12 protein-coding genes are annotated in these 14,279 nt (G+C 34.3%); 8 read left to right on the top strand and 4 right to left on the bottom strand.

Translation table 11 applies throughout. The features are described 5' to 3' along the window. Positions 1–36 precede the first annotated feature (36 nt). Positions 37–921 carry a LysR family transcriptional regulator gene (locus DYE31_RS00520; RefSeq protein WP_015901609.1) on the bottom strand — a complete coding sequence of 295 codons (885 nt, stop codon included), beginning with the start codon at positions 919–921 and terminating at the stop codon, positions 37–39. Between the two features lie 99 nt (positions 922–1,020). Here DYE31_RS00520 and DYE31_RS00525 point away from each other — a divergent pair, with 99 nt between their 5' ends. The 5 genes from DYE31_RS00525 to eutH all read left to right on the top strand — a co-directional run bounded on the left by DYE31_RS00525 (position 1,021) and on the right by eutH (position 6,445). After that, positions 1,021–2,049: a ketopantoate reductase family protein gene (locus DYE31_RS00525; RefSeq protein WP_015901608.1), complete on the top strand. Its 1,029-nt coding sequence runs from the start codon at positions 1,021–1,023 to the stop codon at positions 2,047–2,049. A gap of 17 nt (positions 2,050–2,066) precedes the next feature. Continuing rightward, positions 2,067–2,801: an acetoacetate decarboxylase gene (locus DYE31_RS00530; RefSeq protein ID WP_041613054.1), complete on the top strand. Its 735-nt coding sequence runs from the start codon at positions 2,067–2,069 to the stop codon at positions 2,799–2,801. A gap of 223 nt (positions 2,802–3,024) precedes the next feature. Next, a complete protein-coding gene (locus DYE31_RS00535) occupies positions 3,025–4,425 on the top strand; it encodes a sensor histidine kinase (protein WP_231839080.1) in 1,401 nt (466 codons plus the stop codon). Beyond that, a complete protein-coding gene (locus DYE31_RS00540) occupies positions 4,406–4,996 on the top strand; it encodes an ANTAR domain-containing response regulator (RefSeq protein WP_015901605.1) in 591 nt (196 codons plus the stop codon). The genes DYE31_RS00535 and DYE31_RS00540 overlap by 20 nt, the downstream gene beginning before the upstream one ends. Before the next feature lie 165 nt (positions 4,997–5,161). After that, a complete protein-coding gene (gene eutH / locus DYE31_RS00545; RefSeq protein WP_015901604.1) occupies positions 5,162–6,445 on the top strand; it encodes an ethanolamine utilization protein EutH in 1,284 nt (427 codons plus the stop codon). Between the two features lie 179 nt (positions 6,446–6,624). Here the strand turns inward: eutH and DYE31_RS00550 are convergent, their stop codons facing one another. From DYE31_RS00550 to DYE31_RS00560, 3 genes are read right to left on the bottom strand one after another with little or no spacing between them, the layout of a single operon-like run. Next, positions 6,625–7,392, bottom strand: a complete 768-nt coding sequence (locus DYE31_RS00550) for an SDR family NAD(P)-dependent oxidoreductase (protein ID WP_015901603.1) — start codon at positions 7,390–7,392, stop codon at positions 6,625–6,627. Between the two features lie 49 nt (positions 7,393–7,441). Then, positions 7,442–8,863, bottom strand: a complete 1,422-nt coding sequence (locus DYE31_RS00555; protein WP_015901602.1) for a glutamine synthetase family protein — start codon at positions 8,861–8,863, stop codon at positions 7,442–7,444. A 20-nt stretch (positions 8,864–8,883) separates the two neighbouring features. Then, on the bottom strand, positions 8,884–10,323 hold the full coding sequence (locus tag DYE31_RS00560; protein ID WP_015901601.1) for an NAD-dependent succinate-semialdehyde dehydrogenase: 1,440 nt from the start codon (positions 10,321–10,323) through the stop codon (positions 8,884–8,886). Positions 10,324–10,527: 204 nt separating this feature from the next. Here DYE31_RS00560 and DYE31_RS00565 point away from each other — a divergent pair, with 204 nt between their 5' ends. The 3 genes from DYE31_RS00565 (at position 10,528) to DYE31_RS00575 (ending at position 14,128) form a co-directional block, all read left to right on the top strand. Continuing rightward, positions 10,528–11,607, top strand: a complete 1,080-nt coding sequence (locus DYE31_RS00565; protein ID WP_015901600.1) for a M20 family metallopeptidase — start codon at positions 10,528–10,530, stop codon at positions 11,605–11,607. 179 nt (positions 11,608–11,786) lie between these two features. Beyond that, the gene (locus tag DYE31_RS00570; protein ID WP_015901599.1) at positions 11,787–13,094 is read left to right on the top strand and encodes a CitMHS family transporter; all 1,308 of its coding nucleotides are present in this window, start codon (positions 11,787–11,789) and stop codon (positions 13,092–13,094) included. Positions 13,095–13,213: 119 nt separating this feature from the next. Continuing rightward, positions 13,214–14,128 carry a DMT family transporter gene (locus DYE31_RS00575; RefSeq protein ID WP_015901598.1) on the top strand — a complete coding sequence of 305 codons (915 nt, stop codon included), beginning with the start codon at positions 13,214–13,216 and terminating at the stop codon, positions 14,126–14,128. Positions 14,129–14,279: the final 151 nt, after the last annotated feature.

Raw genomic sequence — 14,279 nt, forward strand, 5'->3', positions numbered from 1 at the left:
GAAACAGACAGCGTTAAAGCGCTGTCTGTCTTTTCATTATACAGTATAATATGCTTGGTGTTCTTTATAGTAACCTTCTATAAATTGATAAAGGTTTAAGTCAGCTTCATTTAGCGGTGTATCTTTCAATGTAGAAAGATAGATATTGCTTGAAATGATTAAATTTTTATCCTGCATATAGGGTAATTCTAATTCTTTACACATAGAAGCTGGCAAGAAACAGAAGTTTGTACGTTCTCTTAATAAAGTACGTAGAAAATAATCATCTACATAGTTGGAATTATTTATTTTGATATTTTTAGTTTCTAAGAAAGCTTTTAACATTTCGTTATATTCTTTATTATGTGATGAAAATAAGAATGATTTATAAATGGAATTGTTATATAGATCATCAGATGTCAACAATCCATCGAATTTATGAGGATAAGTTAATACAATATCTTCATCAATTATTTTTTTACATTCGATTTTAGGATGTGTTAATTCTATTGAATTCAAAGCAAAGCTTATATGATGAGAGAGTAATTTTTGTATAATCTCTCTATTTACAGTGATTTCCATATTATATTTATTTTCAGGATAATTTTTCGCGTATTCAGGGAAGATACCTGACATTAAACGTGTGTGTGAAGAAGCAAAATGAACAGTTTTTTCTCTGATTGCTGTATTGTTTTGTATTATCTCACTTACACGATCTATTTCATTAAATATTCTATTAACTGACTTAAGCAGTAATTTTCCATTTTCAGTAAGTACTATATTTCTGCCTTTTTTAATAAACAATTCCGTGTTAAGTTCTTTTTCTAATTTCTTAATCGTCATACTAAGTGCTGGTTGGCTGATATATAAATTCTCTGCAGCTTGGGTGTAGTTTAAGGTTTCTGCAACATGTTTAAAATACTTTAAATATAATAGTTCCATATCAATTCTCCTATAAGTTGTAGTTTATAGTTCTATCAATTTTATATATTATTATATATAAGTTAGGGGCGTTATAATAGCATTAAGAGGTGAAGGAAAATGAATATAGCAATTTATGGGGCAGGTTCATTAGGAACAATTATGGGAGCATTCCTTTCTGAATCTGATGCTAATGTAGATTTAATAGATGTAAACCAAGCACATGTGGATAAATTAAATGAAGAAGGCGCTCATGTTGTAGGGGCAACAGATTATCGTCACGCGGTACATGCTATTACACCTGATGAAGTCAATAAGCGATACGATATAATCTTGCTTTTAACAAAACAAGTGTTTAATCAACAAGTCATTCCGAAAGTCAGAGATATTTTGAAATTTAATGGTACAGTTGTATCATTACAAAATGGTATTCCTGAAGAGTTGATTCAAGAAGTATTGCCACCAGCTAATATTGTAGCGGGATCTGTAGAGTTCGGAGCAACTTTCGAAGGTCCTGGTATTTCACGTTTAACAACTGAATTCGATACATTTAAAAACAACGCAATTCAAATCGGGGAATTAGATGGAGCAGTTACAGAACGCACAAAAGCAATCCAAAAAGCATTAGAACCTATCGGCGGTATTTCTGTATCAGATAATTTACCTGGTACAAAATGGGCTAAATTAATTATTAATAGCGCATTAAGCGGTATGTCTGCTGCAACAAACAGCACATATGGAGACGTTATGGATGATCCGATTGGTGCTAAAGCTGCAGTATATGCAATGAATGAAGTAGTAAAAGTAGGTAAAAGTAATGGCATAGAATTTGAAAAACTAAGTGTATTAAATCCAGAAGCATTTGCAGAAATTACAGACGAAAAAGCGCAAATTGAAATCATGAAAGAATCATTAAAAGCTTCAAGATCAATCGAAGCAAGTATGCTGCAAGATTTAAGAAAAGGAAGAGCCACAGAAATTAATTACATTAATGGAGCTGTCACTAAAATAGGTAAAGCAAATGGTATTTTAACTCCGGTAAATGATTTAATTGTAGACATTGTATCTAAAGCTCAAGATAACAAAAAAGTACCTGACTTTGATGAAAGTATGGGACAATTTAAAAAGTTATTTGATACAAACAAATAGTTAAGGAGTGAAGCATGATGGATAAAGAACAAGTTAAAAATATATCAGCAACACCGATTAACGCACCTGTCTTTCCGATGACAGAAATTAAGTTCAGAAATAGAGAATATCTCAATATTATTTATGAAACAGATAAAGCTGCTTTAGAAGAAATAGTACCTGAACCATTAAAAGTTACAAGCAACCGTATTAAATTTGAAGTTATCAATATGCCGGATAGTACTGGATTAGGGAGCTATAAAGAAGCAGGACATGTAATACCTGTTGAATATAACGGTGAAAAAGGTGAATTTTATCTGTCTATGTATGTTAGTAATCAAGCAGCAATTGCAAGCGGCAGAGAGATTGCAGCTTTTCCTAAAAAAGCTGGAAATCCTGATTTATTTGTAGACAATGATACACTTGTTGGAACACTTGATTATAACTCTTTACGTGTTGCGCAAGCCACAATGGCTTATAAATATTATAAAATGACAGATGAAGAAGCCCTAGCAGATGTTACTGCCCCTCAATTCATGTTAAAGTCTGTCAGAGACTATGATGGCAGTTTATTACGCTGTGAATTAACAAGAAGCCAAATTACGGATATAAAATTGAAAGAAGCTTATAGAGGACTAGCACGTTTGCAATTATTTGAACATGTAATGGCACCGCTAGCAGATTTCCCTGTAAGAAAAATTGTAGATGCACATCATATTATTGCTGATTTAACATTAGGACAACCAAGCCCCGTTTACGATTACTTGAAATAAAATATAAAGCAGTTTAAACAGAGAACCTGTACTAAAAAGTATAGGTTCTTTTTTTACAGTAAAAACAGAAGTAAATTCATTTATATATCTGCACACAAATGCATTTCTTCACAAATTTGACAATCGCTAAAGTGAAATAGATAATAGTATATAATTATGAATAATCATAATATTCTAATCTTTGCACTTTTGGGAATGATGCGATATAGAAAATGTTCGAGAAATATGTAAACAACACACAAATTTAACAGAAGATGAAATTAAAGAAATTGAAGAATTATCGAAACACTTACCGACTATGGCAAATCTTAATGAAGCCAGTGTTTTTATTGATTGTCCTACTGAAAATAACGATCATATCATTGTAGTAGCAGAAGCCATGCCAGATCAAAATGACGTTTTATATCATAATTCAGTCATTAAACAGAATGCTTATGAAAGATTTGAACCAGCTGTGTTCGAAGTTTTTAAAACTAAGAAAAGTGTATATCATCATAGAGGAATGTCACAAGAGGGTAAAGTGATTGAACAAAATGTCACTCCTATTATTCATAATAATCGAGTGATTGCTGCATTGATTATGGAAAAAGATATCAGCAACCAATTGCTTGAGGAAAATAAAATGAAAGCATTGACTGAAGCAACCTATACGTTGAGTCAAATCGTATCACATCCGAGTGAGAAACAGCTATTTTTCTCAGATATGATTGATGAAAGTTTGTTTGATATCGATCAAGACTTGATTATCCGTTATTTTAATCTAACAGCAGAAAAACTAGTAAAAGATATTGTTGGTATTGATTGCAAAATGGGACTTTCTTTCGTCGAGTTGTTTCCTAACATAGAAGAAATGTTAACAGATGGGCAAGTGATTACAATTAAAGAACGAAAGCTGCAAGGTCATTACTTTCAAGTAAAGTGTATTCGATTATTTGATGATTTAGGGAATGTATCAGGACACATCATCATGTTACATGACATTACTGACTTAAAGGAAAAGGAGAAAGAACTTGTTTCTAAATCTGTTGCACTTCGTGAAGTACATCACCGTGTGAAAAACAATCTACAAACAGTTGCGAGCTTATTAAGGTTACAAATGCGTCGTGGCATACCTGATGAAAGCAAGCATTATTTTGAAGAGAGTTTAAATAGAATCCTTAGTATTGCCTCTGTATATGAAGTGATATTAGATGGGGCGTATGCTGATCAAGTTGATATTGGCAAATTGATTGTTAAAATCGGGAATATGCTTGTAAGTACAGGGAACGCGCAACATTTACATATTCATTATGACATCCAAGAAACATTTTATCTGTCATCTAATATTGCAGTCTCAGTCGCTTTGATTGCTAATGAATTGATTACAAATTGTGTCACTCATGCTTTTAATGAACAAGAAGAAGGTCATATTGATGTTGTTTTTGAAAAAAATAACAAAACTGGGAAAATACTATTAATGGTGCAAGATGATGGGAAGGAAGAACAAGGAGATTATAAGCAATCGTTTGGACTAAATATCATAAATACAATTACTGAGAATGATTTAGAAGGAAAATTTACAATTGGTCGCAATCATCTCGGCACTTTGGGAAAGGTGGTATTTGATGAGTGGGGGAGTCACTAAATTTAAGAAAATTATTGTTGCTGAAGATGATTCAATTGTCCGTTTAGATATCGTTGAAATGTTGAAAGATGCAGGTTATGATGTTGCCTCTGCTGTGGGAAATGGAGAAAAAGCAATTGAATTGAATGAAACAGAAAAACCAGATTTAATTATTATGGATATTAAGATGCCAAAACTAAATGGTTTAAAGGCAAGTAAGATTATCAGTCAGCGTCATAATGTACCTATCTTAATCGTATCAGCATTCAACCAAAGCGAATATATTGAACAAGCTAAAGATGCTAATATTGTAGGATATATCATCAAACCGATTTCAGAATCTCAGTTATTGACTGCAGTTGAAATTGCTCTAGCACAATCTGTGAAGATGTCAGCACTTAGACAAGAGTCGAATGCGGCAAAAGAGGAAGTTGAAAATCGTAAACTCATAGAAAAAGCAAAAGGATTGTTGATGACTAAAATGGAATTAGATGAAGAAGCGGCTTATCAGAAGTTACGCAAATTGAGTATGAACCATCATATTTCAATGGAGAAAGTAGCCGCAAAAGTCATTAAGCAGTTGACTAAATGACATAAATTATAAAAGTGAATAGCATATAAAGCAAAGATGCTTACATTGACCGAGAGGTCTGTAGGCATCTTTTTGCATTTTAGGAGGTGGTTTAAAAACAGTATATCCAAGAATTGAAACAATGTTATTGCTAATAAACTCAACGATTTAATGGGGGAATGCTTTATGGAACATATTGGTACAGTAATCATATATATCATCATGATTTGTGCAGTATTGGGCGCTTTTGGAGCAATCAGGAATCCTGAAGTTGGAATCGGTAAAGAATTTATGGAAGGGATATTTACAATTGGTCCTATCTTTGCCAATTCAGCAGGAATTATGGCATCTATTCCGTTTATTTCACGTTTTATTGAGCAAGTATTCGGGCCGTTATTTCATAAAATAGGCGCTGACCCAGCCATTGCTGCAACTTCAATATTAGCCACAGATATGGGTGGATACCAATTAGCAAATGTCTTAAAAGAAAGTTATGAAGGATGGATTATGGCAATGATTGTAGGATTTATGGCAGGCGCTACAATTGTATTCTCTATTCCTTTAGGGTTGCCGATGTTAGAAAAAAGGGATCATAAATATATGGCATTAGGGATATTGTCTGGATTATTAGCAATTCCTTTTGGTGTATTTATTTCTACATTTATTATGATTATGAGTCATGTAAAAATAAGAACAACTATAGAAACAGTGGGCGCAGCCACACATGTATTTTCAATTAGTTTTTCTACAGTGTTATTGAATTTATTGCCTTTACTCATTTTTGTTGTCGTCACAGCAGCAGGTTTATATTTCTTCTCAGATATTATGATTAAAGGATTTATCATTTTCGGTAAAATTTTAGATGTTTGTATCAAACTCGTCTTTGTATTCTCAGTAGTACAGATTTTCACTGGATTTTTCACAAATGTATTTGGTGTATGGGGATTTGATCCCATCATGGCAGATGATAAAGACAAATTCAGAGCTTTGGAAAATGCTGGGAATATCGCAATTATGCTTTCCGGAGCATTTCCGATGGTTTACTTAATTAGAAAATACTTTTCAAATGCTTTAACACGATTTGGACAAAAAGTAGGACTGAGTGAAGTGGGAAGTGCAGGGATTATTGCTACAATGGCTAATATTTTAGCAATGTTTAAATTGGTTAAAGATATGCCGCCTAAAGATAAAGTTATAAATATTTCATTTGGTGTATGTTCAGCTTTCTTGCTTGGAGACCATCTCTCTTACACCGCTAATTTCCAACCCAATTTAATCCCGGCAGTCATGATTGGTAAATTCAGTGCTGGACTCATTGCTATTGGGTTTGCTTATCTCTTATGTTTGCCTAAAGCAAGAAAATTGGAAGAAATTGATCGACGTGCAGGTATTATTAAACCCGATGAATATTTAGAAGAAGAAGCAATTGAACGCGGTGAAGCAGTTCCAGAAACAAAATCTAAAATATAAATCCAATCTATCAAAACTGCCTAAGCATCATTTACTTAATTTTGTTTAGGCAGTTTTAATAGAGATAACAGGACTATAAAACAAATTAAAACAGAGCTGAAGGGAGTTGATCAGCTCTGTTTTAATTTAGGTTTGCTTATTTTATTTAGGAAGGTTTTAGGAGTAATTTCAGGTTATTCTTAGAAATAATTAGCAGTTATACCGCCATCTACATTAATATTTGCACCATTTGTCCAATTTGATTCATCTGAAGCAAGATAGATGGCACAATTGACAATATCTTCAGGTTTGCCGAAACGTCCTGCAGGTTGGCGGCCTAGACGGACTGCTTTGGCTTCTTCATCAGATACAAGCCATTCCATTAATAAAGGTGTTTCTATAGGACCTGGGCTGATAGCATTGGTTCTGATACCTTTAGGTCGGAATTGAATAGCTAATGATTTTGTTAATGCGACTACTGCCCCTTTAGATGCAGTATAGGCATCCTGAGGAACCGAACAACCCATTTGAGCTACAAAAGAAGCAATATTAATAATAGATCCGGATTCTTGTTTTTCCATAACTGGAATAACATATTTTGTCATCAAGAAAATACCTTTAACATTGATATTCATCACTAAGTCCCAAACTGCTTGATCAGTATTGATAACAGAGTTGTCAGCTTCTGGCATCACACCTGCATTATTGTATAACACATCAATACGACCATATTCTTCAACAACCTTGTCTACTGCGTTTTTTACAGCATCTTCATCAATAATATCGACTTCATAGAAAGAGGCTTCACCGCCATCTTGCTTGATTTGATCCACAACTTGTTTTCCTGCTTTTTGATCTCTTTCAAATACAGCAACTTTCGCACCTTCTTTAGAAAACATCTCTGCTGCGACTTTACCCATGCCGCCGCCAGCACCTGTTATAATGCATACTTTATCTTTTAATCTCATATGAATAGCCTCCTTAATAATCAATGTTGAAATTTATATAGCAATAAGATTAACCTTGTTCAAAGTAACGCGCACGTTCCCAAGTTGTTACAAATGAATCGTATTCATCTTGTTCTGTTTGCGCTGCATGTAAATAGTGTTTTGCTACTTCTTCGCCAAGAACTTCTTTTACAACGTCACTGTTTTTCCATTCTAAAATAGCTTGGTGAAGAGAAGATGGAATACGATCCACTTCGTTTTGTTCATACGCATTTCCTTTTAACTCATCAGTTAAAGTTTCTTTATGTTCAATACCATATAAACCAGCACCGATTAAAGCGGCATAAGCAAGATATGGATTCATGTCTGCCCCGCAAATACGAGATTCAAAACGTAAAGCATTGCCATCACCTACAACACGATAACCAGCAGAACGGTTATCTTTACTCCATGCTATACTCACTGGTGCCCAACTATTAGGAGCAAATCGTTTATAAGAATTGATATTCGGAGCAAACATCAATGCAAAATCTTTTGTATATTTGATAACACCCGCTAAGAAATGCTGCATTGTTTCTGACATTGGATTTGATGCATCATCGCCTGCATAAAAAGCATTTTTGCCAGTTTTTGTATCCATCATACTTAGATGAATATGACCGCTTGAACCTGTCCATTCTTCAAAAGGTTTAGCCATAAAAGTGACAGATTTATCATTTTGAATACAGATTTCTTTCATCCCATGTTTGAACATCAAATGTTGATCTGCTGCATTGATTGCATCTGAATATTTTAAGTTGATTTCGTGTTGTCCTTTGTAAGCTTCGCCTTTAGAAGATTCAACGATAATGTCCATAAGGCTCATCTGGCGACGAATTTCTTGATAAAGCGGTTCGTTTTTTGAACCTTGCAATAAATTGTAGTCTTCGTTTAAATGACCTGCTGGTTCTAATTCATCATAGCCTTGTGTATTAATATCTTTGAAAGAATCATTAAATAAATAAAATTCTAATTCACTGGCCATATGAGGAGATAGACCATAAGCTTCAGCTTTTTTGATTTGGTGTTGTAAGATGTTGCGTGGTGCAACGCTAATCGGTTCACTGCCGTCTACAGTGTATACATCTGCGAAAACCATAGCTGTACGTGACATCCAAGGAATTACTTTTAAGGTGTTCCAATCTGGTAGTGCTAAATAATCACCATATCCTTTGTCCCAATTCATGAAGTCATAGCCATCATCCGTATCCATTTCGAAGTTTGTACCTAAGAGATAGTTACAAAAATGTGTGCCCTCTGAAATGTCATTTTCTAAAATGAAATCGCCTGTGATACGTTTCCCCATCAAGCGTCCTTGCATATCGCAAAAACCAAGTACTAAAGTATCAATTTCGCCTTTATCAATCATTTCCATCATTTCATCTTTTGTGATGTTTCCAGTTTTCTTTTTGTTACGACGATGTTTGTTAAAATCATTAATTTCTCTAAACATTTGAAACGCCCCCTTAATATTTATGCATCTAATGAAAGTGAAATATATTTCAATTCTAAGAAACCATCTAATCCATAATGTCCGCCTTCACGTCCCATCCCGCTTTCTTTGATACCGCCGAATGGTGCTTGTGGGACACTTAATTGAGTACCATTTACACCAATCATTCCGAAATCTAATTGTTCACTGACTTGATAGACAGTATTTACATTGTTTGAGAAGAAGTAAGCTGCTAAACCATACGGAGAAGCATTAGCAATTTTAATAGCTTCAGCAATTGTATCGAAAGAAATAATGGGTGCTACGGGTCCGAATATTTCTTCTTTAGCAATAGACATCTCTGGTTTAACATTTGTGACGACTGTAGGTTGATAAAACAAGTCAGAAGGTGAATTCTCAACTTTTTTACCGCCAGTAGCAATATTTGCACCCGCTTTTTCAGCTTCACTTACGAGTTTTTCAACTTTTTCGATAGCTCCTGAATTAATTAATGGACCGACTTGAACATCCTTTTGATTACCAGGACCAACTCTTAACTGTGTCACACGCTCAATAACCTTAGTTATAAGTTCATCTTTAACTTCGCTTTGCGCAAGCACTGTATTAATGCCATTGCACATCTGCCCTGTATTTTCGAATTTATTTTCTACAATTGCATCTGCTGCTTTATCTAAGTCTGCATCATTTAACACGATAACTGGTGCATTTCCGCCAAGTTCTAAAGAGATACGTTTCACTTGATCAGCAGCTTTTTTCATCAATAACTTTCCAATGTCTGTAGAGCCGGTGAAAGAAATTTTGCTGACACGACGGTCATTTAAAAGTGTCTCAGAAATAAGTGATGACTTGCCTGTTATCAAATTTGCTGCACCATTATCGATGCCAGTTGCCATTAATTCATCCAAAATAGCAATCGCTATACGCGGTGTTTCACTAGACGGTTTAACGATAACTGTACATCCTGCTGCAAGTGCGGGTGATACTTTTCTAGCTACCATAGCACCTGGGAAATTCCATGGTGTGATAAGTGCGCAAACCCCTACAGGTTGTTTAATGACTGAAATTCGTTGGTTAGGTGAAGAGGGTGGAATAATCTCACCGTATATCCGTTTTCCTTCTTCAGCATTCCATTTAATGAATTGAGCACACCCTTCAATCTCTCCTAAAGATTCGCCATAAGGCTTACCTTGTTCTTCAGTCATGATAGAAGCGAGTTTTTCTTTTTTTTGAAGTAAGTTATCAGCCCATGCATGTAAATATTCAGCACGTTCAGCAGCTGTTAATTTTGACCAAGAAGAGAACGCTTGATATGAAGCATCAATTGCATCATTGATTAAACCTTCAGTTACGCTAGGCACTTCTCCGATCACTTCGTTTGTTGCTGGGTTAGTGACTTTCAAGGTGTTGTCAGTTTGAACTTTCTTGCCATTAATCCAATTATGATTCAAATTATCTACCATATAAATCTCCTCCTTAACACAAAAAGAGGCCTACACAGATATCCTTTAAGGATACTGTATAAGCCTCTTTGCTCAATTAAATTCACTTGTATATTTCAGAAAGTCTAGCGACTTAAAAACAATGTTACTAAATATTCAGAACCTTGTCAATATTCAATCTCTAGATTATACTGTGACCTAACTTAAAAGAGAGAAGGGATTTCTATGACAAAGACATTAGACTTATTGAAATCGTTAATTGAATTTGACAGTTCAACCAAAGATGAAGCGAATAAAACACTCCAATTTTGTAAAAATTGGTTGGAGCAAGAAGGACTAGAACCCGTACGATTATCCAACGAAGGATTTGATTCTCTTATTTGTAATGTTGGAGCAGGAGAAAAAAGATTAATTTTGAATGGTCATTTAGATGTAGTGAGTGGTAATCCTAATCAATTTGAACCTAAGGTTGAAGGGAATAAGATTTATGGTCGCGGATCAGCAGACATGAAAGCAGGTGTAAGTGCCATGATGAGTGCTCTGAGCGAGTTGCAACATAAAGATTTAGGTAATACATCTGTTCAGTTGCAGCTTGTAACGGATGAAGAAATCGGCGGAAAACATGGTGCTAATTTCTTAACAGATCAAGGTTATTTAGGGGATTTTGTCATTTGTGGAGAACCGACTCAATTAGGAATCGGTTACCAAGCTAAGGGAATATTGCAAGTGGATATTCATTTGAAGGGAAAATCTGCACATGGCAGCCGACCTTGGGAAGGGGATAATGCAATTGAAAAGGCATTGGAAACATATCAAAAAATATTGAATTTGCCTTTTGCTAAAGAATCTACAGAATTGTTTGAAGGTCCATCTATTAATCTAGCCAAAATAAGAGGGGGATCTGTTTATAACAAAGTGCCGGATGAAGCGGTTATTTCGTATGATATAAGATTTTTGCCAGGTCAAAGCGAAAAAGAAATTTTAAAGCAAATTGAAAATGAAATTGATGGTGAAATTTCAATTCATTTGTCTGGTGCTTCAGTAATGAATGAAACAGATAATCCGTTCATACAAAAATTGGTTACAGAAATTTCGCAAGAAACGCATCAATCACCTGAATCAGTGAAGTTATTCGGACAACACGGATTTGCAGATACAAGATATTTCGCTAGATTTGGAACGCCAGCCGTTGAATTTGGTCCGTCAGGTGCAGCTTGGCATGGAGATGGTGAGTATGCAGAGATTGATTCTATAAAAATCTATAAAGATATCTTAGTGAGATTTGCAGAATCTTTTTCAAATTAATTATGTAAAAAAGTGTGAATGCTTAGGAAAAATGACATTCATACTTTTAATTTTTAAATTTTTAAAGTAATTGAAAATAAAATACATTTCAAATCTGAATATTCACAATATTAAAACGTTATGGTATTCTATATCTATTCGAAAGGGCTTACAAAAGAATATAAACAAGGGGCGATTTTATGAATTTAGCGATTTTAGGATTCATCATGATTATCGTGTTTATGGTTTTAATCATGAGCAGAAAAATGTCAGCATTAGTGGCATTAATTGTAGTACCAGTAGTTTTTGGCTTAATCGGGGGATTTTATTCAAGCTTAGGAAAAGACATTTTAGAGGGCTTAACAACTGTAGCTCCAACTGGAATTATGTTGATATTTGCAATTTTGTATTTTGGAGTCATGATTGATGCAGGGTTATTCAACCCCATCATCCGTATCATTATGAAAGGAGTTAAAGGAGACCCAGTTAAAATTACAATTGGAACAGTAGCTTTGGCTTCCATCGTTGCATTAGATGGGGATGGCACGACAACATTTATTATCACAGTCACAGCAATGATGCCGCTTTATAAGAAAATGGGGATGAACCTATACATATTATCTACATTAGCTTTATTATCAATTGGTGTAATGAATATGACACCTTGGGGAGGACCGACAGCACGTGCAATTTCTTCCTTACAGCTTACCACTGAAGAAGTCTTTACCCCTATTATTCCAGTGATGGTTGCAGGTATTTTATTTGCTTTCTTTGCCGCATATGTTTTAGGTACACGTGAAAGAAAAAGAATTGGTATTCAAAATAATTTATCTCTTACATTAGACGAAATGAATAATGCTAATGGTACAGACGAAGACGATAAAGAACTTTTAAGACCGAAATTGACAATTATTAATGCTGTATTAACAATTGCGTTGTTGGTCGCATTGATTACTAGCTTTTTGCCAATTCCTGTTCTCTTTATGCTTGGCTTTGCAGTGGCGCTTATTATTAATTACCCACATTTGAATATACAATCTGAAATTATCAAACGCCATGCAGGAAATGTTTTAGCTGTTGTAAGTTTAGTTTTTGCATCAGGAGTTTTCACTGGTGTAATGAGTGGGACAAAAATGGTGGATGCAATGGCTGGCTCTTTAGTAAATATTGTGCCAGATGCAATGGGAAATCATTTTGCTTTAATTACCGCAGTTTTGAGTATGCCTTTTACTTACTTCATGGCTAATGATCCATTTTATTATGGTATCCTTCCGATACTGGCGGAATCTGCACATCAATTTGGAATCTCTAAAGCCATGATGGCAAGAGCATCTATTTTAGGACAACCTTTACACGTGCTAAGCCCGTTATATGCAGCAGGTTATTTATTGGTTGGTATGCTTGGTATCGATTATGGTACTAACCAAAAAATTGTCATGAAGTGGGCAATAGGGTCATCATTATTTATGATTTTAGTGGCCGGTTTGATAGGGATTATTGCATTTTAAATTAAAAAGAAGACAAAAGATGGTAACAACATTTAAAAGGTTACCATCTTTTTATTTGTCAAATAAATCTGAAAAATGGTAACGTACTTTTAATTATAAAAAATAAGGGAGGTTATGGAATGCAACAACTATTAAAATGGAGACCTTATATTTTAACAATAATAGGTGCAGCCTGTTGGGGAATAATTGGATTGTTTATTCAACCATTGTACAACAGAGGGTTTACAGCTTGGGATGTGGTTACTATTCGAGGTGTATTGACGTTTATTTTTTTAATTGTATTTATGCTAGTGTCAAATCCCAAATCATTAAAATCAAGATGGCAAGATCACTTTTATTTTGCAGGTGCAGGAATTTTAAGTATGGTATTCTTCAATTATTTATATTTTGAAATATTTTCACAATCTTCTTTATCACTTGCGGTAACTTTGCTTTATACAGGCCCTATTTTTGTAACCATACTTAGTCGAATTTTCTTCAAAGAATCCTTGAATTCTAATAAAATTATTGCGCTGATTTTATCTATAACAGGGTGTGGTTTCGTTGTTGGATTATTGCCTTCATTCAAAGTTGAAGTAAGCATTAAGATAATTGTGACAGGTATTCTTTCAGGGGTATGTTATTCACTTTATACAATTTTAACAAAGCCTGTGACAAAGCGTTATTCTGCTTTAACGATTACGACTTATAACTTTCTATATACTAGCCTCTTCATGATAATTTTCAGTAAAACACCTTCTAAAATTCAAAAATTTGCACATCCAGACGTTATTGGTGCTTCTATCGGTCTGGCATTTATTTCAACAGTAATGGCTTATATTCTTTATACAGCAGGCCTTAAACATCTAGAAGCCAGTAAAGCTTCAATTCTGGCAACACTAGAACCAATTGTAGCGATTTTATGCGGAGTTATTTTTTTAGGAGATATATTAAATACGTGGCAAATTTTGGGGATTATCACTGTAATGTGTGCAACTATTATTGTAGGTAAAAATCCTCGTGTAAAAGGGCAAGAAGCTTTAAGTAGATATTAATCATTAATGTCCGAAAAAATGTTTCGCGTGAAACTTCTTCTTTCAATCTATACTATATAATTAACTGTACAATGTAGATTAAAAGTGTTTTAATATCATTATAATTTGATTTTATTATATAGGAAACGTCTGTCATAGAAGAGACACAGTA

This window comes from Staphylococcus carnosus (assembly GCF_900458435.1).
GTDB lineage: Bacteria > Bacillota > Bacilli > Staphylococcales > Staphylococcaceae > Staphylococcus > Staphylococcus carnosus.

Bases quoted from the DNA above. Each gene is read 5' to 3' on its own strand.
- eutH (WP_015901604.1), top strand. From the start codon at position 5,162: ATGGAACATATTGGTACAGTAATCATATATATCATCATGATTTGTGCA.
- DYE31_RS00560 (WP_015901601.1), bottom strand. From the start codon at position 10,323: ATGGTAGATAATTTGAATCATAATTGGATTAATGGCAAGAAAGTTCAA.
- DYE31_RS00550 (WP_015901603.1), bottom strand. From the start codon at position 7,392: ATGAGATTAAAAGATAAAGTATGCATTATAACAGGTGCTGGCGGCGGC.
- DYE31_RS00555 (WP_015901602.1), bottom strand. From the start codon at position 8,863: ATGTTTAGAGAAATTAATGATTTTAACAAACATCGTCGTAACAAAAAG.
- DYE31_RS00520 (WP_015901609.1), bottom strand. From the start codon at position 921: ATGGAACTATTATATTTAAAGTATTTTAAACATGTTGCAGAAACCTTA.
- DYE31_RS00570 (WP_015901599.1), top strand. From the start codon at position 11,787: ATGAATTTAGCGATTTTAGGATTCATCATGATTATCGTGTTTATGGTT.
- DYE31_RS00530 (WP_041613054.1), top strand. From the start codon at position 2,067: ATGGATAAAGAACAAGTTAAAAATATATCAGCAACACCGATTAACGCA.
- DYE31_RS00565 (WP_015901600.1), top strand. From the start codon at position 10,528: ATGACAAAGACATTAGACTTATTGAAATCGTTAATTGAATTTGACAGT.
- DYE31_RS00540 (WP_015901605.1), top strand. From the start codon at position 4,406: ATGAGTGGGGGAGTCACTAAATTTAAGAAAATTATTGTTGCTGAAGAT.
- DYE31_RS00575 (WP_015901598.1), top strand. From the start codon at position 13,214: ATGCAACAACTATTAAAATGGAGACCTTATATTTTAACAATAATAGGT.
- DYE31_RS00525 (WP_015901608.1), top strand. From the start codon at position 1,021: ATGAATATAGCAATTTATGGGGCAGGTTCATTAGGAACAATTATGGGA.